Origin of the sequence: Gluconobacter sp. Dm-74 (assembly GCF_018256135.1) — a bacterium.
Taxonomy (GTDB): Bacteria; Pseudomonadota; Alphaproteobacteria; order Acetobacterales; family Acetobacteraceae; genus Gluconobacter; species Gluconobacter cadivus.
Genome location: NZ_JAERLX010000002.1, coordinates 248,895 through 274,394, shown reverse-complemented (window position 1 = coordinate 274,394; position 25,500 = coordinate 248,895). Strand labels below are relative to the sequence as shown.

The 25,500-nt window shown below is 60.7% G+C and carries 20 protein-coding genes; 10 read left to right on the top strand and 10 right to left on the bottom strand.

What is annotated here, in order from left to right; all coding sequences use genetic code 11:
• Positions 1–5: 5 nt before the first annotated feature.
• Together JK208_RS04445 and metC are read left to right on the top strand one after the other, a co-directional pair.
• Positions 6–965 (top strand): sulfurtransferase, encoded by a 960-nt coding sequence (locus JK208_RS04445; protein ID WP_249201938.1) that lies wholly within the window; start codon positions 6–8, stop codon positions 963–965.
• Positions 966–967: 2 nt separating this feature from the next.
• Complete coding sequence (gene metC, locus JK208_RS04440; protein ID WP_211574491.1) at positions 968–2,179, top strand: cystathionine beta-lyase; 1,212 nt, start codon at positions 968–970, stop codon at positions 2,177–2,179.
• Positions 2,180–2,182: 3 nt separating this feature from the next.
• On the opposite strand, the gene JK208_RS04435 is transcribed toward metC, so the two are convergent.
• From JK208_RS04435 to JK208_RS04425, 3 genes are all read right to left on the bottom strand, one after another.
• Positions 2,183–3,685: a YifB family Mg chelatase-like AAA ATPase gene (locus tag JK208_RS04435; protein WP_211574490.1), complete on the bottom strand. Its 1,503-nt coding sequence runs from the start codon at positions 3,683–3,685 to the stop codon at positions 2,183–2,185.
• Between the two features lie 50 nt (positions 3,686–3,735).
• Positions 3,736–4,986: a phosphoglycerate dehydrogenase gene (gene serA, locus JK208_RS04430; RefSeq protein WP_211574489.1), complete on the bottom strand. Its 1,251-nt coding sequence runs from the start codon at positions 4,984–4,986 to the stop codon at positions 3,736–3,738.
• A gap of 140 nt (positions 4,987–5,126) precedes the next feature.
• On the bottom strand, positions 5,127–5,915 hold the full coding sequence (locus tag JK208_RS04425; RefSeq protein WP_211574488.1) for an inositol monophosphatase family protein: 789 nt from the start codon (positions 5,913–5,915) through the stop codon (positions 5,127–5,129).
• 75 nt (positions 5,916–5,990) lie between these two features.
• Here JK208_RS04425 and JK208_RS04420 point away from each other — a divergent pair, with 75 nt between their 5' ends.
• Genes JK208_RS04420 through smpB form a run of 4 tightly spaced genes read left to right on the top strand, consistent with a single transcriptional unit; the run spans position 5,991 to position 8,987 of the window.
• Positions 5,991–6,716, top strand: a complete 726-nt coding sequence (locus JK208_RS04420; protein ID WP_211574744.1) for a 3-deoxy-manno-octulosonate cytidylyltransferase — start codon at positions 5,991–5,993, stop codon at positions 6,714–6,716.
• Positions 6,716–7,552 carry a prephenate dehydratase gene (locus JK208_RS04415; RefSeq protein WP_194267741.1) on the top strand — a complete coding sequence of 279 codons (837 nt, stop codon included), beginning with the start codon at positions 6,716–6,718 and terminating at the stop codon, positions 7,550–7,552. Before JK208_RS04420 ends, JK208_RS04415 begins: the two co-directional genes overlap by 1 nt.
• A 35-nt stretch (positions 7,553–7,587) precedes the next feature.
• Positions 7,588–8,481, top strand: coding sequence for a 4-hydroxy-tetrahydrodipicolinate synthase (gene dapA / locus JK208_RS04410; RefSeq protein WP_194262209.1), 894 nt, complete (start codon positions 7,588–7,590; stop codon positions 8,479–8,481).
• Between the two features lie 8 nt (positions 8,482–8,489).
• Positions 8,490–8,987, top strand: a complete 498-nt coding sequence (gene smpB / locus JK208_RS04405) for an SsrA-binding protein SmpB (protein WP_062031523.1) — start codon at positions 8,490–8,492, stop codon at positions 8,985–8,987.
• 133 nt (positions 8,988–9,120) lie between these two features.
• Here smpB and JK208_RS16055 read toward each other — a convergent pair whose 3' ends face one another.
• On the bottom strand, positions 9,121–9,816 hold the full coding sequence (locus JK208_RS16055) for a cold-shock protein (protein WP_194262070.1): 696 nt from the start codon (positions 9,814–9,816) through the stop codon (positions 9,121–9,123).
• A 277-nt stretch (positions 9,817–10,093) separates the two neighbouring features.
• Between JK208_RS16055 and JK208_RS04395 the strand changes: the two genes are divergently transcribed.
• Complete coding sequence (locus tag JK208_RS04395) at positions 10,094–11,095, top strand: lipid A deacylase LpxR family protein (protein WP_194262069.1); 1,002 nt, start codon at positions 10,094–10,096, stop codon at positions 11,093–11,095.
• A gap of 58 nt (positions 11,096–11,153) precedes the next feature.
• Here the strand turns inward: JK208_RS04395 and JK208_RS04390 are convergent, their stop codons facing one another.
• Together JK208_RS04390 and recG are read right to left on the bottom strand one after the other, a co-directional pair.
• Entirely contained in the window at positions 11,154–12,857 is a 1,704-nt protein-coding gene (locus JK208_RS04390) for a bifunctional diguanylate cyclase/phosphodiesterase (RefSeq protein WP_249201937.1), read from the bottom strand.
• A gap of 75 nt (positions 12,858–12,932) precedes the next feature.
• Positions 12,933–15,062: an ATP-dependent DNA helicase RecG gene (recG, locus tag JK208_RS04385; protein ID WP_211574487.1), complete on the bottom strand. Its 2,130-nt coding sequence runs from the start codon at positions 15,060–15,062 to the stop codon at positions 12,933–12,935.
• Between the two features lie 72 nt (positions 15,063–15,134).
• On the opposite strand from recG, the gene mfd reads away from it, so the two are divergent.
• The gene (mfd, locus tag JK208_RS04380) at positions 15,135–18,656 is read left to right on the top strand and encodes a transcription-repair coupling factor (protein WP_211574740.1); all 3,522 of its coding nucleotides are present in this window, start codon (positions 15,135–15,137) and stop codon (positions 18,654–18,656) included.
• Here the strand turns inward: mfd and JK208_RS04375 are convergent.
• Positions 18,645–19,508: a DUF2125 domain-containing protein gene (locus tag JK208_RS04375; protein WP_211574486.1), complete on the bottom strand. Its 864-nt coding sequence runs from the start codon at positions 19,506–19,508 to the stop codon at positions 18,645–18,647. The genes mfd and JK208_RS04375 overlap by 12 nt on opposite strands.
• Positions 19,509–19,608: 100 nt before the next feature.
• Between JK208_RS04375 and JK208_RS04370 the strand changes: the two genes are divergently transcribed.
• Both JK208_RS04370 and JK208_RS04365 read left to right on the top strand, forming a co-directional pair.
• A complete protein-coding gene (locus JK208_RS04370; RefSeq protein ID WP_194267738.1) occupies positions 19,609–20,427 on the top strand; it encodes a DUF1217 domain-containing protein in 819 nt (272 codons plus the stop codon).
• Between the two features lie 78 nt (positions 20,428–20,505).
• Positions 20,506–21,933 (top strand): pyridoxal-dependent decarboxylase, encoded by a 1,428-nt coding sequence (locus JK208_RS04365; protein ID WP_211574485.1) that lies wholly within the window; start codon positions 20,506–20,508, stop codon positions 21,931–21,933.
• Here the strand turns inward: JK208_RS04365 and JK208_RS04360 are convergent.
• From JK208_RS04360 to JK208_RS04350, 3 genes are all read right to left on the bottom strand, one after another.
• Positions 21,887–23,758, bottom strand: a complete 1,872-nt coding sequence (locus JK208_RS04360; protein ID WP_211574484.1) for a cobaltochelatase CobT-related protein — start codon at positions 23,756–23,758, stop codon at positions 21,887–21,889. The two genes, JK208_RS04365 and JK208_RS04360, sit on opposite strands and share 47 nt — an antisense overlap.
• 4 nt (positions 23,759–23,762) lie before the next feature.
• On the bottom strand, positions 23,763–24,779 hold the full coding sequence (gene cobS / locus JK208_RS04355) for a cobaltochelatase subunit CobS (RefSeq protein WP_194262063.1): 1,017 nt from the start codon (positions 24,777–24,779) through the stop codon (positions 23,763–23,765).
• An 85-nt stretch (positions 24,780–24,864) separates the two neighbouring features.
• Entirely contained in the window at positions 24,865–25,485 is a 621-nt protein-coding gene (locus tag JK208_RS04350) for a J domain-containing protein (RefSeq protein WP_211574483.1), read from the bottom strand.
• Positions 25,486–25,500 lie beyond the last annotated feature (15 nt).

Here is a 25,500-nt window from a genome sequence, read left to right as displayed (position 1 = left end):
CGAGGATGCGCTCCTCTCTGGAAAGAGACGAAGGACACGGACTGCATGACGGTGTGGGCTGCATGTTCATTGAACGACACATTGGCACGCTCTGGCGCCGGACGCATCCCTCGACCTATGGTGTGGGTATGACGATCTCGCCACTTGTTGATTCCGCGACCCTGATCTCCGAGGTCGGCCGGTTCATTCCCCTTGATGCCAGCGTGCTTTTGCCAGGGCAGAAGGGCGATCCCGATTCCGCATTTGTCGCGCAGCACCTGCCGGATGCGCGACGATTCGATATCGACGTCTTTGCCGACCCGGAGAGTCCGCTCCCTCATACGGTACCGGGTGCAGCACGCTTTGCCCGCTTGATGGGTGAACTGGGCGTGAACGAGGAGACGCCGATCGTGTTCTATGACGGCCGCGGAAGCGTGGGCGCCTGTCGTGGATGGTGGCTTGCACGGCTCTTTGGGGATCGGAATGCGCGGATTCTGGATGGTGGTCTTGAGGAATGGGTGAAGGCGGGCGGTCCGGTTGAAAGCGGTGCGCCACCCGCAATCGAGCCGGCAATTTTTCGCTCCCGTCCTCGTTACGAGCTTCTGGCTGGCACGGGCGATGTGCGTCACGCGCTGAACCGGACCGATGCACTGGTGCTGGACGCAAGAAGTGCGGGCCGCTTCGCCGCAACGGTGCCGGAGCCCCGTCCGGGCGTACGGGGTGGTCACATGCCGGGCGCGCAGAGCATGGACTGGACGCGCCTTGTGGACAGAAATGGCCGTTTTCTGCCGCCGTCTGAACTTAAAGAGATTCTGGCAGCTGCCGAAGGACACTCCGTTATTGCAAGCTGTGGGTCCGGCCTCACGGCTGCAACGATCGTGGCGGCACTGGCAATCGCAGGTTATGACGACGCGGCTTTGTATGATGGGTCCTGGGCGGAATGGGGGAGCGATCCCGACGCGCCGGTTGTGACGGGAGAGGCATGAGCATGAGTGATCTGGAGCAGCGGGTGAGCGCGGGATGGGGCCGGATGGCATCCATGCTGGTGCGGGAGGGACGCTCGCATGATCTTCCCGAAACGGGAGAGTTCGTAAACGCGCCGGTCAGCCGGGGTTCAACGGTCCTGTTCCCGACGCTGGAAGCCATGAACAGGACAGACGGACGCAGCCACGCGCACAAGGCGGTGTATGGGGCGATGGGATCGCCGATCCAGCACCAGCTTGAGAAAATGCTCAGCCTGATCGAAGGCGGGACGCATACGCAGGTCGTCAATTCAGGTCTGGCGGCGTGTACGATGCCGCTTCTGGCGTTTCTCGGCTGTGGCGATCACCTGCTTCTACCCGATTCGGTTTATGGCCCCACGCGACGTTTTGCAGGGACAATGCTGCAACGGCTGGGCGTCGTGACAACCTATTATCCGCCAATGGCCTCACGCGCCGAAATCAAGGCCTTTATCCGTCCTGAAACGAAGGTTCTGTTTGCCGAAAGCCCGGGCAGCCATACGTTCGAGGTGCAGGATGTGCCGATGTTGGCCGAAGTGGCGCATGAGGCAGGGGCGTTACTCATGCTGGACAACACCTGGGGGATCGGTGTGTTTCAGCCCTTCGTTCATGGTGTGGACGTGTCGATTCAGGCCCTGACGAAATATCCCGCCGGGCATTCGGACGTCATCATGGGATCGGTCACGGTCAATGACGAAGCACACTGGAAAACGCTGCGCGATGCGGCGATCCAGCTCGGCCAGTGCGCGGGGCCGGATGACTGCTGGCTGACGCTGCGCGGCCTGCGAACGATGGGGGTGCGGCTGGCGCATCAGGCGCGCTCGGCTCTGGACATCGCTCAATGGCTCAAAACGCGCCCAGAAGTCGCGCGGGTTTTGCATCCGGCGCTTGAAGACTGTCCGGGGCATGAGTTCTGGAAACGCGACTTTACGGGCGCCTGCGGACTGTTCGGGGTGGAGCTTCAGCCGGGCATTTCCGTTGAGGCGACCGAGCGCATGATTGATGGGCTGAGCCTGTTCGGGATCGGGGCATCGTGGGGCGGTTATGAAAGCCTCGTCCTGCCGACGACCGGGCATATCCGGCGCGTCACGGGTGAGGGCGGCCCGACATCGGCAACGTTCCGCCTCCATATCGGGCTTGAAGACGTTGAGGACCTGAAAACCGATCTGGCGCGTGGACTGGATGGCCTTCAGTTCTGAACCTTAGTGGCGGCGGAACGTCAGGGCTTCAGCGACGTGATGGCGCTGGATGCTCTGCGTTCCTTCCAGATCGGCAATGGTGCGAGAGACGCGGATCAGGCGCGTGATGCCGCGATTGGACAGGCGCAGCTTTTCGGCAGCCTGTTCGGCGAGAGAGCGGGCGTCATCGTCCATGTCGAGGTCGTCCGGGGACGCCTGTGAGTTCGGAACGCCCTGACGGGCAATCTGACGTTTGCGGGCGGCCTCAACCCGGGCGCGAACCGTGGCGCTGTTCTCGCCTTTCGAGGCTCGGCTGATGTCGATCGGAGAGAGCGGCTCGATCTGGACGCAGAGATCCATACGGTCGAGCATCGGGCCTGAAATCTTGGCCGTGTAATCCTCGCCACAGCGCGGGGCCTTGCGGCAGCTTCGCTCGAGATCGCCCAGATAGCCGCAGCGACAGGGGTTCATGGCGGCGATGAATTGAAAACGCGCGGGATAAGTCGTGTGATGGGCCGCGCGGGCGATGGAAATGCTGCCAGTTTCGATGGGCTGACGCAGGGACTCCAGACAGGAGCGTGAAAATTCCGGAAGCTCGTCGAGAAACAGGACGCCGTTATTGGCAAGACTGACCTCGCCGGGGCGGGCTTTCGCGCCGCCTCCGACGATGGCGGGAAGGCTCGCGCTGTGATGCGGTGCGCGATAGGGCGGCCGGACGACCAGTCTCCCATTCTGTAGGATGCCGGAGACACTGTGAATCCGGCTGGTTTCAAGCGCTTCTTCACGTGTCAGATTGGGAAGAATACCGGGCAAACGGCTGGCGAGCATGGATTTCCCGGCACCGGGCGGTCCGCTCATGAGCATGGAATGTGCTCCTGCGGCGGCAATTTCCAGAGCGCGCCGTCCGAGCGCCATGCCTTTGACATCTGAAAGATCCGGTCCGTATTCAAGAACCTGTGCACTTGGCAGCGGTGCCGGAGACAGAATCTGTTGCCCCTGAAAATGGGAGACGAGAGCGGCAAGCGTCGGCGCACCGAGAACGTCCGTGCTCCCATTGCCCCAGCGTGCTTCAAGAGCCTGCGCGATCGGGCAGATCAGGCCGAGTTTGTCCGCAACGGCGCCGATGGCAGCCGAAAGAACACCAGCAACGGGGTTGATCCGCCCATCCAATGAGAGTTCGCCAACGGCGGCATAGGCCGAGACAGCCTCAAAAGACAGAACGCCCATAGCGCAAAGCAACCCAAGTGCGATGGGCAGATCGAAATGCGCGCCTTCCTTGAGAAGATCGGCCGGGACGAGATTGACGAGAATGCGTTTGGGCGGGAGCGCCAGTCCCATGGCTGTTAATGCAGCACGGACACGTTCGCGGGCTTCCCCGACAGATTTGTCCGCCAGTCCTACGACGAGAAACGCCGGAAGGCCGCTGGACACCTGAACCTCGACCTTAACCGGGACGGCTTCGATGCCCGAGAAGGCGAAGCTCTGGATGCGGGCGAGGGCAGGTGAATGCGGGCTGGGACTCGTCATGAGACAAATCCTAGCCCGAAATTATTTCCCGTTGGTTAACGGAAAAGGTTTCAGGAACGCTGGTACAGCAGACGAGCACGGAGTGTGCCATCGAGCGCCTTGAGGCCGTCGAGAAGTTTCGTGTCCATGTCCGGGCCTTCCGACTCGGCTTCGACGACGACATATCCCACTTCACCATCCGTCTGGAGATACTGCGCCGTCACGTTGCAGTTCTGGGCTGCGAACAGATCGTTGATCTGTCGCATAATGCCGGGACGATTGGCGTGGACATGCATGAAGCGTGTCCCACGGGGGCGTTCGGGAAGCTGGACACTGGGGAAGTTGACCGACCCGATCGTGGAGCCCACGTCGGAATAGTCGACCAGCTTACGCGCCACTTCAACGCCGATGCGCTCCTGCGCTTCCATGGTGGAACCGCCGATATGCGGCGTGAGAATGACATTCTCCAGACCCTGAAGGGGGGATTTGAACTCTTCGCCGGCCTTCTTGGGCTCGACGGGGAACACATCCACACCCGCGCCCATGAGATGGCCGTCCTTGAGGGCCGCGGCGAGGGCGTCGAGGTCCACGACATTTCCGCGCGCGTTGTTGAGCAGGATGGAATTGGGCTTCATGGCCCGGATTTCCGTCTCTCCGATCAGCAGATCGGTCTCCGGCGTCTGCGGGACGTGGAGGCTGACGATGTCGGACTCGGCCAGCAGGTCATGCAGGGTCGGAACGGCGATGGCATTGCCGTGCGGCAGACGGGGCATGACGTCGAAATACAGAACGCGCATGCCGAAAGCTTCGGCGAGGACGGAAAGCTGCGATCCGATGGAGCCGTAGCCGACGATACCGAGCGTCTTGCCGCGGACTTCCCAAGCGTTGGTGGCGGATTTATCCCAGCCGCCCTTATGGCAGGCTTCCGAGCGCGACGGGATGCGACGGAGCAGCATGACGATCTCGCCCATGACCAGTTCGGCCACGGAACGGGTGTTGCTGAAGGGCGCGTTGAAGACGGGAATACCGAGCATACGGGCAGCATTCAGATCGACCTGATTGGTGCCGATGCAGAAGCAGCCGATGGCCATGAGGCGGTCTGCTGCTTCAAGGATTTCGCGCGTGAGCTGGGTCCGGCTGCGGATGCCGACCATATGCACGCCCTGAAGAGCCTCTTTCAGCGCATCGCCTTCAAGCGCGCCCTTGACCCGCGTGACCTCTGCATAGCCTTCTGCGGCGAAATGGGAAGCGGCGCTTTCGTGAATGCCTTCCAGAAGAAGAATGCGGATCTTGTTCTTGGGGAGAGAGAACTGCGTTTCCATAAATCCGTCCCGGTCATGAACCGGAAGGCTCCGGTTTCAATTCAAACTGGTTCACCAGATCTGGCCGTGACCAGACCGGCCCCGGCTGATGTCTGCCGCCACGTCCGCCGGGGGCCCCCTCCCTAGCCGATCAGCGGGTTTCAGGAAAGATGGCGCACGAGTTCGGGAAGCAGGGTTGTGTCTCCGCAGGCCAGGACAGTGCCGTCGCTTTCGAGCGTCAGTCTCTGCCCCTGCCAGTCCGTAATGCGGCCTCCAGCACCTTCCACAACCGGAACGAGCGCACCCCAGTCCCATGGATTCATGGTGCATTCCGCAATGACGTCGATCTGACCAAGCGCAAGGAGGCCGTAAGCGTAGCAGTCTCCGCCCCAAGAAGTGCGGCGGGTATGTTTCTGCAGATTGGCAAAGCGCGGCGCATGATCGGCGGTCATGATCTCCGGTGCGGTGCAGGACAGCTCTGCTTCGGCGGCTTTGGAGCAGGGACGGGTGCCGATCGTGCCGGGTAGGCGCTCGGACAGAAATTGTGTGGGCCGTCCCGAAACACCGATCCAGCGTTCCCCGGTCACGGGCTGGTCGATCAGCCCGAGTACAGGACGACCTTTATGAAAAAGGGAAATGAGCGTGCCGAAGGTGGGGCGGCCGGTCAGGAAGGCGCGGGTACCATCAATGGGATCGAGAACCCACAGCCAGTCTCCGTTCGCGCCGCTCATGCCGCTTTCTTCCCCGAGAATGGCATGTTCCGGCAGGCGCTGTGTGAGAATGTCGCGCATGGCCTGTTCCGCCTGACGATCCGCGATGGTGACAGGGCTGTCATCGGATTTCGCATCGGCGCGCAGGGACGTCCGGAAATAGGGCAGGACGGTCTTGCGGGCGATATCCGCGCAGGCTGTTGCGGCATCAATGGCACTTTGCAGCACGTTTTCAGTCATGATTTGTGTCTATTCCCGTCCTGTAAGCGCTGCATGCGATTGACGCCCGTGGTGGCGGGCGGCATCAGAGGAGCCATGCATCCGATCATCGTCATTCCCTCCAGACTTGCTTCGACCCGTCTGCCGCGCAAGCCCCTCGCTGATATTGGTGGCGTTCCCATGATCGTCCGGGTCGCCCGTCAGGCTCTGGCCGCACAGCTCGGGCCCGTGGTCGTGGCGGCGGGAGACGAAGAAATTCTGGAGGCCGTCAAAGGGATATCCGGTGTACGGGGCGTGCTGACCGACTCGGATCTGGCAAGTGGGTCCGACCGTGTTCATGCCGCTTTGGCGGACGTGGACCCCAATGGCGCTCATGATGTGGTCATCAATCTTCAGGGCGATCTGCCCCTGATTGCGCCTTCCAGCCTGACCGCTGTTCTGAAACCGCTTGAAGATCCGGCGATCGATATCGGAACACTGGCCGCTCCTGTGACGAGCGATGCCGAGCGCGATGCTACGCAGGTCGTCAAGATTGCGTGTGATTTTGACGGGGCGGATGTGACGCGGGCACTGTATTTTTCGCGTCTGCCCATTCCATGGGGTGACGGGCCGCATTGGCATCATGTGGGCGTTTATGCCTGGCGCCGGACCGCGCTGGAGCGTTTTGTGGCTCTTGCGCCGTCTGCTCTGGAGCGTCGGGAAAGTCTTGAACAGCTTCGTGCGCTACAGGCTGGTATGACGATCGGCTGTGCAAGGATTGACCATGCCCCTCAAGGGGTGGATACGCCTGCTGATCTTGAGCATGTGAGAGGGTTGGTCTGATGCCGGTCATTGCATTTCAGGGCCGTCCGGGTGCCTATTCCGATCTGGCCTGCCGTCAGGCGCGCCCCGGCTGGACAACCCTGCCTTGCCCGACCTTCGCCGATGCGATCGACGCCGTGCATGATGGTCGGGCCGATGAGGCGCTGTTGGCCTGCGAAAACACGCTCGCCGGGCGCGTGCCGGACATTCATTCGCTGCTGCCTGACGCCGGGCTTCATATCGTCGGGGAATATTTCCAGCGCGTGGAGCATTGCCTTTTGGGTGTGCCGGGAGCGACGATCGAAGATATCCGGCGTATTCACACGCATCCGGTTGCTCTGGGGCAGGTTCGCAAGCTGGTCAGCGAGCTTGGCGTGGAGCCAGTGGTACAGTTCGACACGGCGGGCGCGGCTGAAATGGTCGCGCAGTGGGGACGAAAAGAAGACGCGGCCATTGCCTCCTCCCTTGCGGCCGATCTGAACGGACTGACGGTGCTACGCAGCAATGTGGAAGACGCCTCTCACAACACGACGCGCTTTTATCGTGTCTCCCGTAAGCCTTGCATTCCTTCACCCGAACGCACAGATGTTCTGACGACGCTCCTGATGCGGGTCGGAAACTGTCCGGGTGCGCTCTATGCGGCATTGGGTGGATTTTCCCGGCATGGTATCAACATGACGCGGATCGAAAGTTACATGCTGGACGGCTCGTTCACGGCGACGCAGTTCCTGATGGATGTCGAGGGACATCCCGAACAGGCGGCACTGGCCAGTGCGCTCGCAGAACTGGAGCAGGTCAGCGATGATCTCAGAATTCTGGGTGTTTACCCAAGCAGCCTCTCACGGCACGCCGCGTGACGGCAGGACAGGAACCCATGACAGAAGACGGAACAATGGCTGACACGAGCATGTATCAGGGATCGCTGACGGCTCTGGTGACCCCGATGCATACGGACGGGCGGATTGATTTCGACGTCTCGGCCAAGCTGATCGAACGCCAGATCGACGCTGGTACAACGGCACTGATCCCCGCCGGAACGACGGGTGAAAGCCCCACACTTTCGCACGAAGAACATAGCCGTGTTGTCGCGCACTGTGTCGAGACGGCGAATGGTCGGGTCCGCGTCATGGCAGGTGCTGGCTCAAACAGCACGTCTGAAGCCGTCCTGATGGCGAAACACGCTCATTCTGTCGGTGCGGACAGTCTGCTGGTTGTAGTGCCATATTATAACAAGCCGTCGCAGGAAGGGCTGTATCGCCACTTCATGACGATTGCAGATGCAACGCCCCTGCCGATTTTCCTGTACTGCATTCCGGGCCGGTCTGTTGTCGACATTTCGGTGGCGACCATGGCGCGTCTGGGAGAACATCCCAATATCGTCGGAACAAAGGACGCTACGGCCAATATGGCACGGCCGATCTCGGTACGTCGGGCAGTGGACAAGTCCTTCAACCAGCTTTCTGGTGACGACAATACTGTTCTGTCGTTCCTCGCTGCGGGAGGCGACGGATGTATCGGCGTGACGTCGAATGTTGTGCCGCATCTGTGCGCGGACATGCATCTGGCCTGGCAGGAAGGGCGGATTGAAGATGCGATCGCCATTCAGGACCATCTGACCCCCCTGCATGACGCGATGTTCATGGAAAGCAATCCGGGGCCGGTCAAATACGCGATGTCGCGGCTTGGTCTGTGTGGTGCAACCCTGCGTTTGCCGCTGGTCGAGCCTCAGGAAGCGACTCGTCTGGCTGTTGATGAAGCCCTGCGTGCTCTTGAGCTTCTGGACTGAGTGCAGGTATGGCGGGAAAGAAAACCAAGAGCGGCATGATTTCTCACGGCATTGCCGCCCAGAATCGCAAAGGTCGGTTTGACTACACGATTCTGGAGACGACCGAAGCCGGGATTGTTCTAAAGGGGCCGGAAGTTAAAAGCCTTCGTCTTGGACGCGCGACCATCACGGAGGCCTACGCGGCTGAACGTGACGGCGAAATCTGGCTCTTCAATTCCTATATTCCGGAATATCAGGGCGGTGTGCTCTCGCGTTTCGAGCCACGGGCGCCACGCAAACTCCTGATGCATCGCAAGCAGATCGTGCATTTTCTGGATTCGGTCAGTCGCGCGGGTGCCAGTTTGGTGCCGCTTGATATTCACTTTAATGACCGTGGAATGGCGAAAGTGACGCTGGGTTTGGGTCAGGGACGTCGCAAGGAAGACAAACGGCACGCCATTGCCGAGCGGGACTGGAAGCGGGACAAGGCTAGGCTGGTCCGCAGTAGTGGTAAGGATTACGGGTAAGAACCCCGCAAAGGCCGGATCAGATCCGGCCTTTTTTATGGCCTGAGACAGCGCCCGCAATTTTGGGCACAAAAAAAACCGCTGCAGCAGAAGCTGGCAGCGGTTTTTTTACTCAGACCGAAGTCCGGGTCATTCAGTCAGCGCTGATTTCAGCAGCTTCCGGACCCTTCTGGCCCTGAACAACCTTGACGTTGATCGTCTGGCCTTCGTCAAGCGTCGGCAGGCCGGAGCGCTCGAGAGCGGAAGCATGGACGAAAATGTCCTTGCCACCGGATTCCGGCGTGATGAAGCCGAAGCCCTTCGTGGCGTTGTACCACTTGACCGTGCCACGCATATCTTCAGCGCGGGACAGGTCCGGAGCCGGACGGCCCGGACGAGCCGAGCCACCGAAACGGGGCTGATCGCCGAAAGCAGCGCGCGGGCGCGGTGCTTCTGCCGTGCTCTCGTCAACCGAGAGAACTTCAGCGACCTGACGACCCTTCGGGCCCTGGCCGATGCGGACCACGACGGTTGCACCCGGGTTCACGGCGCTGACACCGGCATTGGTGAGAGCGTTGGCATGCAGGAAGATGTCGCCCGAACCATCGGACAGTTCAACGAAACCGAAACCCTTTTCGGTGTTGAACCACTTCACGCGGGAGCTGATTTCCGGGCCGGAAGCTGCGACGAAGCTGTTGCTGCGACGGGGTGCGCCGTAGCCGCCACCGCCACCATTTCCACCACCAAAGCCACCACGGTCGCCATAGGACGGCTGGGACGAGTATGTGTCGTCAAACCCGCCGCGGCGAGGTGAGTTGAAGCTGCTGCGGTCGGTTCTGTTGTTTCTCAACGGTCTAATCCCGAGACTGGGGTGCCATGATAGGGCGGACCCTGTCGTGACGTAATTTCAAAAATTTGGAAAAAAACGATGCTGCTTTTCTCCTGCAATAAGCTGTAGCACGGTTTTTTCCTTCTCTGCCACAGGGAATGTCAGGCTGAAACATAACTCGCGCTGATTTTAAGATTGTGAAGTGTCCGGTCGACACTTTGATTTCGGTCGTGGAAATGACATACACACGTTTTCCAGTACTTTGCGGTCCCGGATCCCGCACGTAACAGAGGTGCCCATGCGAAGCAGACTGACTTTTTCCATTGGAGCCACTGCCGTGCTGGCGCTGTCTTCCTCTGCTATGGCAACACCGTTGCAGGACCCGTATGGAACATGGACCATTCAGGGTGAAAATGATGCAATCTCCACGCTGAAAGGCACGTCGGATCAGTATTATACGTCCGGTCTGCGCATCAACTGGACGTCCGGAACCGATAATCTGCCGCGCCCGATTGCCAAGCTGAACCGCATCCTGATGGGAGAAGGCGTTCAGCGCATCAGTATCGGTTTACAGCAGATCATTGATACGCCCCGCGATACGCAGGCCGACAATCCGCCTCAGGGTGATCGTCCTTATGCGGGCCTGCTGCTCGGAACGGTCAACCTCATCAACGATACCGATCTTTCCCGGACTGTTACGGGAATCCAGTTCGGCATGCTTGGCCCGGCAGGACTCGGGCGTCAGGTCCAGAACGGGTTTCACAAGGCTATCAGCGACACCCCGAGCACGGGCTGGGGCCATCAGCTTGCGAATCAGCCGATCTTTCAGGTTCAGGCGGGACGGATTTGGCGTCTGCCGGTCCTGAATGTCTATGGCATTCACGCGGATGTGCTGCCCGCGATCTCGGGTGCTGCTGGTGATTACCGGACCTATGCCGATGTGGCGACGACGTTCCGTATTGGTCAGGGTCTCGACAGCGATTTTGGCAACGCGACAATCGGACCGGGGCTGGACGGAACGGATGCATTCCGCGCGACTCGTCCTTTCGCCTGGTATTTCTATGGCGGTGTTGAAGGTCAGGCCGTGGGATATGACGTGACGCTTCAGGGCAGCACGGTCCGCCCGAATGCGCCGCATGTGAACAAGATATGGGATGTGGGTGAGGTTCATGCCGGTGTTGCGGTGATGTGGCATGGTGTGCGCCTGTCTTACAGTCAGAACTGGCAGACAGCCCAGTTCCAGACTCAGAAGGCCGGCCTGTTCAACTATGGATCGCTCAAGCTGTCCGTGAAGTTCTGACCCATTTAGACCGCTGATCTGAAAAGGCCGCCTTCCATGAAAAGGAAGGCGGCTTTTTTTATGTCAGGGCAGGATGCGGGGTGTGACTGTCACGGACCGGTGCGCCCAGAAGGTAGCCTTGAACTTCCTCGCAGCCATTGGCGTCCAGAAGGGCCATCTGATGCTCGGTTTCCACACCTTTTGCGCAGCAGGTGATGTTCAGAGATCGTGCCAGCGACAGAATGGCGTACATTACTTCGTCGGCGCGGATGTCTTCGCCCAAATACTGGACAAAAGCCCGATCGAGTTTGATCTGGTCCAGCGGATAAGTCCGCAGGCGTTCCAGCGAAGAATAACCTGCCCCGAAATCGTCAATGGCGAGGCGCACGCCCAATGCGCGAACACGGGAGAGTTCACGGAAAGCGATGTCGGATGGTCCGAATGGTCGGCATTCGGACAACTCGATCTGCAAACGGCCGGGCGGAAGGCCGGTCTGGGTCAGAACTGAATCGATGAGGGGGGCCAGGCGTTCGTTGACCAGCCAGACAGGCGAGACATTCACGCAGACCCTCAAGGGAGCAGGCCAGTGCAATGCAGCCAGGCAGGCATTGCGCAGACTCCAGCTGTCGAGCGCTTCAATCATGCCTGCTTCTTCGGCGTAATGGATGAACAGGTTCGGCGCGACCTCGCCATGTCCGGGGCGCGCCCAGCGTAGCAGCGCCTCATGTCCGACGATCTTCTGGGATTCCGTATCCACGATGGGCATCCATTTAAGGAAAAGTGCGTCGTCCTCGACGGCTTTGAGAAGATCCTGCTCAAGATTGGACGTGACGGTATAGGTGTTGGTGAGTTCTGCGTTTGCGCGGCGTTCATGCCCCCCTCCGGTCCGATTGGCTTCGGTGAGGGCAGCGCGTGCGGCAAGAATGAGCTGGTTCGCATCTTCGGCATCCTGCGGATAGACGCTCCAGCCCGCGGAGATGGAGAAAGGGACAGCCCCCATCTCCAGGTCAACGGGAGTGCTGGAAATCTGCAGGATGGCGTTGACCAGAGTGCGGGTCGTGACGGCTGTTGTCCCCGGCGGGGTGAGGACCATGAAATGTCCTCCCCCGATCGAGCTGAGGAAAGCCCCTTCCGGCAGGACGGCTTTCAGGCGCCGGATCATCTCCGCAAGAATAAGATCAGCCGTGTCCCATCCATATCGATCGTTGATTAGGGAAAGGTGATCGAGATTAAGATGAATGAGGCTGAAAACGGCGCGGCGGGGCAGTTTCCCCGTTCTTTCGATGAACTGCTGCAGGACAAGAAGACTCTCCTCACGATCGGGAAGAGAGGATTTTCCAGCGTTCTCCGTAACCTCACAGGCAAGCTGCCTGGCCACGTCCTGCAGGGAATCTTCGGCCGTCGGCAGGAAGCTGCTGCCGTTCAGGCGAATGGCGATCAGAAACTGGCTGCGGTGACTGTCATAGGATCTGTTCGTAATCGGAAGCCCGATGAGTGACCAGTCCTTGAAAAACGGACATGAAAAAAAGGTTTTGCCGTTTCGTTTTTGCTCGGCTGCGAGAATGATCTCGCCAGCGTCCAGCTTGTAGAGTGCGACTGGGGGCGATCCTGCGGACTGGAGAATGGATGGTATTCCGTTCTCCGGGATATCCAGAAATGCGACCGCTGTTGCGCCCGTTGCGGCCAGAAGCAGACGAAAGAGCAGGGATCGGCTGTCCGGAGAGGTGCCAGAGTATTCGTGGAGCGTCTTTTCCTGAACGTCTCTGGCCGGACTGCCCATCATTCGTAGACTCCATGAAATTCGGTTGAACGCATTACTGATAAATTCACAGTATTATATCGGTGTGAATTTTTCTGTCTAACCGGAAATCAGAAGTCTGTCGGGGTCGTTGCGGTCGAATATTTCGAGCAGAATTCTGAGTGCATGGCCTCGCGCACCAGTGAGTTGCGGGTTGCGGACGATTTCGCGTTCGCTGTCCTGCTGCATGGCCGTCAGCAGCAGCGCAAGACGGGCGCCCTGCGCCAGACGGAAACCGGGAAGACCGGACTGGCGGTCCCCCGCAATGTCTCCACCACCCCGGATCCGATAGTCTTCGTCAGCGATCAGAAAACCGTCATTGGTGTCGCGTAGAAGGCTCAGACGCCGGACTGCAGTGGGAGTAGCGGTCCGGTCATGGAGCAGGAGGCAGAAGGACTGTTTTGAACCGCGTCCCACGCGGCCACGCAATTGATGAAGCTGGGCAAGGCCGAAGCGTTCGGCCTGTTCGATCACCATGACGGACGCATTGGGGATGTCCACGCCGACTTCGATGACGGTTGTGGCGACAAGAAGCCGTGTTTTGCCGAGACGGAACGTATCCAGCGCCTCCTGACGAACGGTAATGTCCTGTTTGCCGTGTGCGAGACCGACAAGCCCCTCAAACCGTTGCTCCAGCGAAGCCCAGCGCTCCTCCGCGGCAGCCGCCGCCTGTGTTTCGCTGTTTTCAATGAGCGGGCAGACCCAGAAGACCTGCACACCGTCGCGTATCGCCCGACTGATGCCCGCAAGGACGCTGTCGAGCGAGTCCATGCTGTGCAGAGTCGTGCGGATCGGCTGGCGGCCGGGGGGCTTCGAATCCAGACGGCTGACGCTCATCTCACCCCATTCCATAAGCTGGAGCGTCCGGGGAATAGGCGTTGCGGTCATGACGAGAATGTCCGTCGCGTCACCCTTGGCGCTCAGGTTCATGCGCTGACGGACACCGAATCGGTGTTGTTCGTCAATGACGGCGAGGCCGAGATCGTGGAAGGTCACGCCGTCCTGAAACAGGGCATGCGTCCCGATGACGATTTTTGCCGTGCCGTCCGCGATGGCCGCGAGCACCTTGCGCCGGACCACGCCTTTGATCGTACCGCTCAGATAGGCGCATTCCGTCGGGCAGAGGCGGGAGAGTGTTTCGAAATGCTGGCGGGCGAGGATTTCGGTCGGCGCCATGAGCGCAGCCTGAGCGCCGGATTCCACGACCTGAAGCATCGCATTCATCGCGACGAAAGTCTTGCCCGCGCCGACATCGCCCTGAAGCAGACGCATCATGGGGCTGGAGGCTGAAAGATCGGCGGCGATTTCGGCAATCGCCATCGTCTGGGCGTGGGTGGGCTTGTGCCCGAAACGCCGGAGCATTTCCTCCTGAAGCGCGCCAGTGCCGGGGAAGCTGCGCCCGTGCCGCTCGCGGGCTTTGAGACGCGCGAGCCCGAAGCAGAGCTGATCGGCCAGCAGTTCATCAGCCGCAAGGCGGGACAGGGCGCGGTTGCGAACCGGCTCCCACGCAACGTCCGGCGGGATGATCTCCGGCGATTGCATCAGGCGCAGAGCCTGCGTGAAGGACGGCCATTTCCGCTGGGTAACGAGGGCAGGGTCCAGCCATTCCGGCAGATCGGGCAGGAGGGCCAGAGCAGCGCGCATGGCCTTGCGGACCGTATAGGGTAAAAGCCCGGCGGTGAGAGGCCAGACGGGTTCGAGCGAGGGGAAGCTGTCGCGTTTGGCCCAGCTCACGACATGATCGGGCTGCGGCATTGTCAGCTCGCCCTGAAAGCTGCCGGTTTTGCCAGATACCAGCAGTTCGGCGCCCGCGGTCGGGGTGGGCATGTTCCGCGTATGGAAGAAGACCAGATCCAGCGCTCCGGTATCGTCTTCGGTACGGATGATCGAGGGCTGTCCCGGACGTCCGGCTTTGCGCAGGGCAACGACACGGACATGCGCCGTCAGGATTTCGCCGGGGGCGAGATTGTGTCCGTCCGCAACTGTGCGCAGAATGCGCCGGTCAACCACCCGTTCGGGCAGGGTGAACAGCAGGTCCAGCACCTTTCGGCCGCCGGCGATCTTTTCCAGCAGGCTGGCATGCCTTGGCCCAATTCCGGGCAGGCTCGTCAGCGGCGCAAAAAGTGGGGCGAGCGCATGCTCTGTCTCAGAGTTGGGATCGGCAGGGGACGGGAACTGTTCGGACGGCATCGTGACAACGGGCGCTTCCCGTGCTCCTCGGGCTGACAGGCGATGGAACGGAAGGTATAGGGCATGAGCAGGATGGAACAAAACGAAACCATGACCCGTGAAATGTCCACAACGTCCTTCGACCGGTCTTTCGGACCGACCGTCTGGGGCGTGCCCGATGGCAGTGTGGCTTTTCTTCTCCGTCAGCGCCTTGCCGAGCATGACGGACCACTGCTGCATGTTGCGCGCGATGACGCCGCAGTGGCCGCGCTGGCCGACATGCTGGCGTGGCTCATGCCTGAAGTCGAAGTTCTGCGCCTGCCGGCCTGGGACTGTCTGCCCTATGACCGCGTCTCGCCCAATCCGGTTCTGATCGCCGAACGGGCCGGGACGCTGTGCCGTCTGCTGGAGCCCACAAAGGCACGCCGCATTGTCCTGACGACCGTGCACAGCCTGATCCAGCGTGTGCCTCCGCGCTCGGCGTTCCGGGGGCAGTCCATCAGCGTGAAGACGGGCGAGAGCCTCGATCAGGCGATGCTGATCGAACTGCTGGTGGCCAATGGCTACACCCGGACCGATACAGTCATGGAGGCGGGCGAATTCGCGACGCGAGGTGGGATCTTCGATCTGTTCCCGGCGGGTGAAAGTGATCCGATCCGGCTCGATCTGTTCGGGGACGAAGTCGAGAACATCCGTGCGTTCGACGTGGGAACGCAGCGTTCCACCGAGACCCTGAAGCGTTTCGAACTGCGCCCTGTGTCCGAATTCTCGCTGGGTCCTGACAGCATCAGCCGTTTCCGTACCGGCTGGCGCGATCTGTTTGGTCCCGCCGCGACTTCGGATACGATTTACGAGAACGTCTCTGATGGGCGTCGCTATCCGGGCCTGGAACATTATCTGCCGCTGTTCCATGACGGTGACGGACACCAGATGGAAACACTGCTGGACTATCTACCTGGCGGCGCCGTCAGTTTCGACCAGCACGCACCGGAGATCCTCAAGGCGCGGCTGGATATGATCGCCGATCACTATCAGGCCCGGCGCGTTCCGACGCGCGAAGGCGAAATCCCGTACCGTCCGCTGCCGCCGCACCGGCTCTATCTGGATACACACGGCTGGGAATCGATGCTGGCGGATGTGCCGTCCGTCATTCTCAATGCGTTCGCCATGCCTGATACGGCTCATGGCGTGGATGCGGGCTATCGGCCCGGCCCGCTGTTTGCGCGTGCCAAGGATGGAACGCGGGCAGGGATGTTCGAGGCTTTCGGCCAGCAGGTGAAAACCTGGGCGGAGGCCGGACGGCGCACATACGTCACGGCCTGGAGCCGGGGCTCACGGGAGCGGATTTCGCATCTTTTGGCTGAGCATGGCGTCACGGCGGCGGCGTATGAAGACTGGCCCGATGCAGCGGGAATGCCGAAAGGTACGACAGGTCTGCTGACGCTGGGTCTGGAGCGCGGGTTTGTCTCGGACCGTCTGTGTTTCGTCTCTGAACAGGACCTGCTGGGCGAGCGGATCTCGCGTCCGCCGCGCCGCCGCAAGCGTGGAGAGCAGTTCATCTCGCAGGTCGGCGAGATCGCGGAAGGCGATCTGGTCGTTCATTCCGATTACGGGATCGGGCGGTATGTCGGGCTTGAAACGGTCGTGGAAGGGCGGGTCGCGCATGACTATCTGTCGATCCTGTATGATGGGGAGCAGAGGCTTCTTCTGCCTGTCGAGAATATCGAACTTCTGAGCCGTTTTGGTTCTGAGCAGGCCGGGGTTCAGCTCGACAAACTAAGCGGGACGGCCTGGCAGGCCCGCAAGGCCAAAATGAAGTCTCGCATTCGCGTCATGGCGGGCGAGCTGATCAAGACGGCAGCGGCACGCGCCATGAAAGATGCGCCAATGCTCGCACCCGCCGAAGGGTTGTGGGACGAGTTTTGCGCGCGCTTTCCGTTCGTGGAGACGGAAGATCAGTCCCGCGCGATTGCGGATGTGCTCGAAGACATGAGCGCCGGGCGCCCGATGGATCGGCTGGTCTGTGGCGATGTGGGTTTCGGCAAGACGGAAGTCGCCCTGCGGGCCGCGTTCGTGGCCGCACTTTCGGGAATGCAAGTCGCGGTCGTGGTGCCGACGACGCTGCTCGCCCGTCAGCATTTCCGCAGCTTCACGGCACGTTTTGAGGGCTTTCCGGTCAATGTGGTGCAGCTTTCGCGTCTCGTAACGCCCAAGGAAGCTACGAAGGTCCGCGAGGGCATGGCGAACGGCACGGTGGATATCGTCGTCGGCACCCATGCGCTGCTGGCCAAGAGCGTGGCATTCGAGCGTCTGGGCCTGCTGATCATCGATGAAGAACAGCATTTCGGCGTCTCTCACAAGGAACGCCTCAAAGCGCTGCGCGAAGACGTGCATGTCCTGACGCTCTCCGCCACGCCGCTGCCCAGAACGCTTCAGCTGTCGCTGTCGGGCGTCCGCGAAATGAGCCTGATCGCAACGCCGCCGACGGACCGTCTGGCGGTCCGCACGTTCATCACACCCTTCGATAGCGTCATGATCCGTGAAGCCATCCAGCGTGAACGCTTCCGTGGTGGCCAGGTCTTCTGTGTCGTGCCACGTCTGGCGGATATGGACAGGATGGCCGAGCGTTTGGCTGAAATCGTGCCGGACGCCAAAACCGTACAGGCGCATGGCCGCCTGACGCCGACCGAACTCGAACGTGTCATGACGGAGTTCGCGGACGGGAAATACGACATCCTCCTCTCCACCAATATCGTGGAAAGCGGGCTGGATATGCCCAGCGTGAATACGATCATCATCCACCGTGCGGATATGTTCGGTCTGGGGCAGCTTTATCAGCTTCGCGGGCGCGTGGGGCGTGGCAAGCAGCGGGGCTATGCCTATCTGACCTGGCCGCAGACGCGCCCGCTCTCGGCATCGTCGGAAAAGCGGCTTGAGATCATGCAGACGCTGGATTCGCTCGGGGCCGGGTTCACGCTGGCGTCCCACGATCTGGATCTGCGAGGCGCTGGTAACCTGCTGGGGGATGAGCAGTCCGGGCATATTAAGGAAGTCGGGATCGAACTCTATCAGCAGATGCTGGAAGACGCCGTAATCGACATGCGTCGCGAACGCGGCAAACGCCTGGAGGAAGACGATAGCTGGACCCCGACCATCATTCTGGGTCTGCCGGTGCTGATCCCCGAAACCTATGTGCCGGACCTGCCGGTGCGTCTGGGGCTGTATCGCCGGATTGCGTCTCTGACGAACGAGGCCGAAGTCGAGGCGATGCGCGCGGAACTGGTGGATCGCTTTGGGTCACTTCCGCCGGAAGTCGGCAATCTGTTGGATGTGGTTCTGATCAAGCGTCTGTGTCGCGAGGCCGGGGTGGAACGTCTGGAAACCGGGCCGAAGGGCATGGTGATCCAGTTCCGCCGCAACCGGTTCGGCAACCCTGCTGCGCTGATCGACTGGGTGGCACGCAAGAAGGAATCGGGCGTAAAAATCCGGCCCGACCACAAGCTTGCGGTCATCCGCGAAATGACGAATGCGACCCGTATTGGCTATGCCAAGAAGGTCACGAGCGTCCTATGCAAAATGATCCGCAAGCTCGAAGTCGAGACATCAGGGGACTGAGAACGGCAGCGGAATGCGGTTGACGGTCACGACGCCGCCGCTCAGCCCGACATCCCACAGGGTCGCATCGCCGCTCTGACGACCCATCAGTCGGGCAATCGTGAGTGCGGCTACGACCTTCTTGGGGGCCGTATCACGGATCTGTCCGATCAGAGTATCGACGTTCGTCACACCGATATGCAGGTCCGCCGCTGACGTGGATGCGGTGGGGCCGGGGTCGATGGTGCCCTTGCCGTCGATGGCGCTGCTACCCGTAACGGCATGCAGGGCGTTGATCGTGATCTGCTGGCGGGCTGTGTCGAGGCCCTGAACCGTCAGATCCGCCGAAAGCTGCGTGGGCATGAGTGGCTGCTTGGTGTCGTGGATGCCGCTGCCCTCAACCTTCAGGCGCAGATCCGGCGTCGTCTGAACCGCCTGGATCGACGCTTTGCGGATCGTCATATCATGACCGGGGCGAGCCAGCGTTACATTCGTCCATGTGGCCTGGGGAGTGCCGCCACGGATGTCGCTGCTGTTGATCGTCAGGCTCTGGTCCTTGCAGGCGGGACTGATGCCGCCGCGAAAGGCGCTGAGAGCGGCATAGGCGGCAACAGCATTGAAACGCTCCAGAGTTGCGGTCTCGACGTGACCGGAAGAATCGGAGAGCGTCACGCCATGAATGTCGAGCGTGATGTCCGTTCCTGTCAGCGCTGCATGCAGGGTCTTCGCCGTCAGGCCGTGTGCGGTGGTCTGGGGGCCGCCCAGTTCATAAGTCATACATGAGGCGGGAAGACTGGCTGGTGTGTTCGCGCTGGCCACGATGGGTGTCAGGAGTGCGGCAGTCGCGGCGAGTAGAGTAAGGCGCAGGGACATGAGAGGGTTCCGGACTATGGAGAGAGAAGAAGCGTTAAGACCGTATTAGGGAATGAAGCGGTAAAATAATGGCACCTCCTCCTCTTTCGGAGAAATGCGCGTGTCGTCTTCTATTTCTGCCATGCCCGCCATTCCGCAGTATGTCTCCATCATCAAGGATGAAGAATCTTCGGCAAACAAGTGGGAAAAAACAAGCGTTTCCACCCAGCAGGCGGTTGCAGCGTTCAAGAGCGATGCGTCTTCGATCAAGACCCCGCAGCAGCTTCTGAAAAACTACAAGGCCCTCAAGGTCGTGCTGGGCGCTTATGGCATGTCTTCGGCGATCGGCGAGACGGCCGTTCTGACGAAACTGATGACGCAGGATCCCACATCAGCCAAATCTCTTGCCCAGACCAGCGGCAATTCGTCATGGAAAGCGTTTGCCAAAGCATTTTCTGACTGGTCAACGTCTCCGTTGGCCTCTGCCGATACGGTTCAGAGCATCACGCAGAGCTATCTGACCAATAGCTACGAAGACAGTTTGCAGACGGAAACGCCGGGTCTGGGGGATGCGCTCTATTTCACCCGCACCGCCAAGACGGACATGACGCTTGAAAACGTGATGGCTGATCCAAAGCTCTTGAAAGTGGCGGAAGTTGTGTCGGGGTTTGATACCACGCAGTTTGGTGCACTGGATTACGATCAGCAGGTCCGTCTGCTCGGCTCCAAACTCGATCTGTCCAAGCTCAGTACGACCAAAGGAATCCAGCAGTTCGCCCAGCAGTATCTGGCGCTGTTGCAGATCCACCCTACCAAGACCACGACTCCCGCAAGCATGCTGACCCTCTACGGGGGAAACGGTTCCACAACCAGCATTCTCTCCCTTTTTACGGGCGACAGTTCAGACAGCAGTTCTTCCCTGTATTCTGCGCTGTTCTGAACCTCTCTCTGACGTGACATCCTGTGTGCGGCCCTGTATCGCAGACACCTGACGGATTTCAGGTGAAGGGATATTTTCATGGCCGGACTGGACCCCACGGACTGGAACGGCATCCGTGAGATCGGGCATCGGATGCTGGATGAGCTCTTTGACCGCATGGAACATGTGGGCGAAGGCCCCGTCTGGCGACCGATGCTGCCCGCTGCTCGACAGAGCCTGAAGGAAGGTCTGCCGGAAAAGGGACATTCTCTCGACGATCTGTATGGCCGCTATCAGGAACTTGTCGTGCCTTATGCTGTGGGAAACACCCATCCCGGTTTCATGGGATGGGTGCATGGGGCAGGAACGCCGGTCGGCATGCTCGCCGAGATGCTGGCCGGAGGGCTGAACGCCAATTGTGGTGGACGCGATCACGCGCCAATCGAAGTCGAGCGTGAAGTAATCCGCTGGGCTCTGCAGATGGTCGGAATGCCCCAGGATGGCTCAGGTTGTCTGGTGACGGGATCGTCCATGGCCAATTTCATCAGCGTCATTACGGCGAGCCGCGCACAAGACCTTGCGATCCGTAAGGATGGGATCGGCGGCCGCGGGCTTGTCGGCTATGCCGCCACAACAGCGCACGGATGCCTGCCCCGGGCGTTTGATCTGGCCGGGCTTGGGAGCGAGGCACTTCGGCGCGTGCCGGTTCTGGCCGATCATCGCATGGATGTCGGGGCCTTGTCCGATATGATCGCCGCGGACCGGAAAGCGGGCTTTGTGCCGTTTATGGTTGCGGGTACGGCGGGTACGGTTGATTGCGGGGCGATTGATGATCTCGTTGCAATCGAGGCTGTCGCTCGTGAGGCCGGGCTCTGGTTTCATGTGGACGCAGCCTTCGGAGCACTGGCCTGTCTTTCGCCCCGGTTCAAAAAACAGCTTTCCGGCATCGAAAAAGCAGACAGTCTGGCGTTCGACTTTCATAAATGGGCGCAGGTTCCTTACGACGCCGGCTGCGTACTGGTGCGTGACAGCCGCAAGCATGCAGCAGCTTTCGCGCAGTCCCTCGATTATCTCGTGCGTGAAGAGCGTGGGCTCGCGGCAGGAGCCCCGTGGTTTTGTGATTTCGGCCCGGATCTGTCGCGTGGGTTCAGGGCCCTCAAGGTCTGGATGACGCTGGGCCATTACGGGTCCGAGCGTATGGGAGGCATGGTCGAGACGTGCTGTGATGTCGCAGTCGATCTGGCGCGGCGTGTGGAACGGACCGAAGGACTGGTTCTGCTCGCGCCTGTGACGCTGAATATCGTCTGTTTCGGTCTCGACGGTCTGGAAGATGCCGAAATCTCGGAACTGGTGCAGGACCTGCATGAAAGCGGGATCGCCGCGCCGTCCACGACAAGGATCAACGGTCGGCTGGCGGTGCGGGCAGCGATCGTCAATCACCGAACCACAACCGCCCATACCGACCGGATGCTGGACGCCGTTATCGCGCTGCGCGACGACCGGTTGAAGGCGCGAACAGAGCGCTGAGCTGGGCCATCATGGTTCCGCCGAGATCTTCGGCGGAACTGATGGTGACGCTGTTGCGGTAATAGCGCGTCACGTCATGCCCAATCCCGATGGCCAGAAGCTCCGTGCCCCGGTCCGCTTCGATCCGCGCAATCACCTGACGCAGATGGTCTTCCAGATAGTTGTGCGGATTGGCCGAAAACGTACTGTCATCAACCGGCGCGCCATCCGAAATCACCATCAGGATATGGCGATGCTCCGACCGGCGACGCAGGCGCTTCCAGGCCCAGAGCAGGGCTTCGCCGTCGATATTTTCCTTCAGCAATCCGTCACGCAGCATCAGGCCCAGATTGCGACGGGCCCGCCGCAGGGGCGTGTCTGCGTCCTTGTAAATAATGTGGCGCAGATCGTTCAGGCGTCCCGGATGGGCTGTGCGACCGCTCTTGAGCCAGCGTTCACGGCTCTGTCCACCCTTCCATTGCCGCGTGGTGAAGCCGAGAACCTCAACCTTCACACCACAGCGTTCGAGCGTCCGGGCCAGAATATCGCCGCAGATAGCCGCCGTACCGATGGGACGACCCCGCATGGAGCCCGAATTGTCGATCAGGAGGGTGACGACCGTGTCACGGAACTCGGTCTCGCATTCGTGCTTGCAAGAGAGCGGCAGGGTGGGGTTCGTGACGACGCGCGAGAGGCGTCCGGCATCAAGAATGCCTTCTTCCTGCTCGAACTCCCAGCGACGCTGCTGCTGCGCCATGAGGCGGCGTTGCAGACGGTGCGCGAGGCGCGAGACCAGACCGTGAAGCTGGGACATCTGCTGATCGAGCTTCTGGCGCAGGCGGTCCAGTTCGTCCGGATCGCACAGATCGGAGGCGTTCACTTCCTCGTCGAAATCCGTGGTGTAGGCTTTGTAGGTATTGAGGGCTTCGGACGGACCCGTTTCCGCCTGCTGATCCGAAGGGCCAGCAGCTTCCTCCGTACCATCTTCCGACATTTCGGCGGAATCCGTGGCTTCGCTTTCGCCCGAAAGGCCGGTTTCGCCACTTTCGGGCTGATAGCCGTCTTCTTCTTCTGTTGCAGCCGGAGCCTGCTGATCCTGCCCTTCGGTTTCCGGAGCGTCGCTTTCCGTTGTCTCTTCCTCATCGGACGGCAGATCGGACGGCGCGGTCTGCTCTTCGTCTTCATCGGGGACAGTAGTAAGCTGGCAGGCCCCAAGGAAGCGCGTCGTCGCGCGCGCAAAGGCCGCCTGATCGCTCTGGGTGCGTGCCATGTCGGCAAGAGCGGCCTTTGCCGCAGGTGTGAGGGCCGCGCGCCATTCATCAAACGCAGGTCCGGCCTGAACCGGCATCGGATGGCCGCTCATAGCTTCACGCGCGAGCAGATCCAGCGCTACGGGGGCTGGCATGTCCTCGCGTGTTTTCATGCGGTTGCAGCCGATTTCGGCGCAATGCTGGGCGAGTTTCTGCTCCAGATTGGCGCGGACGCCCGCCATGTGCCGGGAGCCATAGACTTCGCAACGCGCCTGCTCCAGCGCATCAAAAGCCTGCCGGGCTACGGGTTCAGCAGGAGCATTTGTATTCCGGTCCGCATGGTACCGCATACGCAGAGCGGCAGCGTCCGCGGCCCCCCGGATCTTGCGGATTTCCCAATCGTGCATATGGCGCGACAGATAGGGAAGCTCCACATTTCCGGCTTCTGGCGCGGTTTTGCGGTTTCCGCTGACGGCACCCTGAAAATCCACGCCCTGTTCCGGCGCGCCACCCATGGCGCGCAGGGTGGCGATGGTGGCCTGACGAAAGCGTTCCTGCCGGTCTTCGTCGGTGGGAGAAGTCTGGGGGGCGGACAAGGGATCAGGCCAGTGGCGAGGCGTTGAAGCAGCGCTGGTAGTATTCCGCCACGATTCCGCGTTCGGCTTCGTCACATTTGTTGAGGAAGGTCAGGCGGAAAGAAAATGCCACATCATTAAAAATACGATTGTTTTCGGCCCAAGCGATCACCGCACGGGGGGACATGACCGTGGAAATATCCCCGGCCATGAAACCGGCGCGCGTGAGGTTCGCCAGTGCAACCATACGCTCAACAAGCGTCGTGGCCTCCTGATTGTCCGCCGGAATTTTCAGCTTTGACGTGACGATGCTGACTTCCTGTTCCAGAGGCAGATAGTTCAGGGTGGCGACGATGTTCCAGCGGTCCATCTGGCCCTGATTGATCTGCTGCGTGCCATGATACAGGCCCGTCGTATCGCCCAGTCCGACCGTATTGGCGGTGGCGAACAGGCGGAAAGCAGGGTTCGGACGGATGACGCGGTTCTGGTCCAGCAGCGTCAGATGGCCTTCCGCTTCGAGCACGCGCTGGATGACGAACATCACGTCCGGACGACCTGCGTCATACTCGTCAAAGATCAGGGCGCAGGGATGCTGGAGACACCAGGGCAGCAGACCTTCGCGGAATTCCGTGACCTGCTTGCCGTCCTTGAGTACGATGGCGTCCTTGCCGATCAGGTCGATCCGCGAGACGTGACTGTCCAGATTGATGCGGACGCAGGGCCAGTTCAGGCGTGCTGCGATCTGCTCGATGTGGGACGATTTTCCCGTACCGTGAAAGCCCTGAACCATGACACGACGGTTAAAAGCGAATCCGGCCAGAATTGCGCGGGTCGTGTCCTCGTCGAACTTGTAGGACGGATCGATGTCGGGGACATGTTCCGTACGCACGGAATACGCCGGAACCTGCATGTCCGTGCGGATGCCGAAGATTTCTGCCGAGGAGACCATGAGGTCAGGCGCACCGAGAACGCTGGTCGGAACCGAGGAGTTTTCAGCGGTGGTCACGGCTTCCGGGGTATCAATCGTCGCGAAATCACTCATGGGACTCTGGGGCTTTCTCTGGCTCTTGGATCAGGGCGTTCTGGAGAAGATGGAGCCTTGATGCTCTCTCTTCCAGTCTAAAAATTCAGGAAACGAAATCGTCCTGACGCGTGAAATGGACTTTGAGCGTGGCATAGGCCGAGCCGATGGCCTTGAAACGCTCCTCGGATGTCGCATCGCCGATATTGGCATCAGGATGATGCTGGCGCGCGAGGGCACGGTAGCGGCTTTTCACGTCCTCGAAAGACACGGGCCATGTCAGGTCCAGCGTGGCCAGTGGCTGCCGTAAAGGCTCGGGAATTCTGGCGGCCTGAGCGGACGCGCGCTGTCGTGCCGCATCCTTGGCCCGCTCCGCCCGGCTGTGACGGGTCGCACCAAGAATATCGAGCGGATCGATGACGTCGTCTTCGTTGAACTCCGCCTTGTTCGCCGTGCCGGTTCCCAGCTTCCACGAAGGGCGCTGCCAGGAAACATCGGCCCGCAGATGCGCCTCGATCTGGCCCGGCGTCATGCCGCGATAGAAGTCCCAGCGGGCATTATATTCGCGGACATGCTCAAGGCAGAACCAGAAATATGAACGCAGGGCATCACGCCCGCGCGGCGCACGATAGCCGGCAAGCTCGTTGCAGCCCGGATGGTCGCAGACCTGTTCCGGCGCGTCAGGATCGGGATCGAAGGCCCGGTGTCTGGTGGATTTGCGCTGCATGGTGTCTGATATGGG

Coding starts and splice junctions, on each gene's coding strand:
- JK208_RS04445 (WP_249201938.1), top strand. CDS start 6: ATGCGCTCCTCTCTGGAAAGAGACGAAGGACACGGACTGCATGACGGT.
- metC (WP_211574491.1), top strand. CDS start 968: ATGAGTGATCTGGAGCAGCGGGTGAGCGCGGGATGGGGCCGGATGGCA.
- JK208_RS04435 (WP_211574490.1), bottom strand. CDS start 3,685: ATGACGAGTCCCAGCCCGCATTCACCTGCCCTCGCCCGCATCCAGAGC.
- serA (WP_211574489.1), bottom strand. CDS start 4,986: ATGGAAACGCAGTTCTCTCTCCCCAAGAACAAGATCCGCATTCTTCTT.
- JK208_RS04425 (WP_211574488.1), bottom strand. CDS start 5,915: ATGACTGAAAACGTGCTGCAAAGTGCCATTGATGCCGCAACAGCCTGC.
- JK208_RS04420 (WP_211574744.1), top strand. CDS start 5,991: ATGCATCCGATCATCGTCATTCCCTCCAGACTTGCTTCGACCCGTCTG.
- JK208_RS04415 (WP_194267741.1), top strand. CDS start 6,716: ATGCCGGTCATTGCATTTCAGGGCCGTCCGGGTGCCTATTCCGATCTG.
- dapA (WP_194262209.1), top strand. CDS start 7,588: ATGGCTGACACGAGCATGTATCAGGGATCGCTGACGGCTCTGGTGACC.
- smpB (WP_062031523.1), top strand. CDS start 8,490: ATGGCGGGAAAGAAAACCAAGAGCGGCATGATTTCTCACGGCATTGCC.
- JK208_RS04395 (WP_194262069.1), top strand. CDS start 10,094: ATGCGAAGCAGACTGACTTTTTCCATTGGAGCCACTGCCGTGCTGGCG.
- JK208_RS04390 (WP_249201937.1), bottom strand. CDS start 12,857: ATGATGGGCAGTCCGGCCAGAGACGTTCAGGAAAAGACGCTCCACGAA.
- recG (WP_211574487.1), bottom strand. CDS start 15,062: ATGCCGTCCGAACAGTTCCCGTCCCCTGCCGATCCCAACTCTGAGACA.
- mfd (WP_211574740.1), top strand. CDS start 15,135: ATGGAACAAAACGAAACCATGACCCGTGAAATGTCCACAACGTCCTTC.
- JK208_RS04375 (WP_211574486.1), bottom strand. CDS start 19,508: ATGTCCCTGCGCCTTACTCTACTCGCCGCGACTGCCGCACTCCTGACA.
- JK208_RS04365 (WP_211574485.1), top strand. CDS start 20,506: ATGGCCGGACTGGACCCCACGGACTGGAACGGCATCCGTGAGATCGGG.
- cobS (WP_194262063.1), bottom strand. CDS start 24,779: ATGAGTGATTTCGCGACGATTGATACCCCGGAAGCCGTGACCACCGCT.
- JK208_RS04350 (WP_211574483.1), bottom strand. CDS start 25,485: ATGCAGCGCAAATCCACCAGACACCGGGCCTTCGATCCCGATCCTGAC.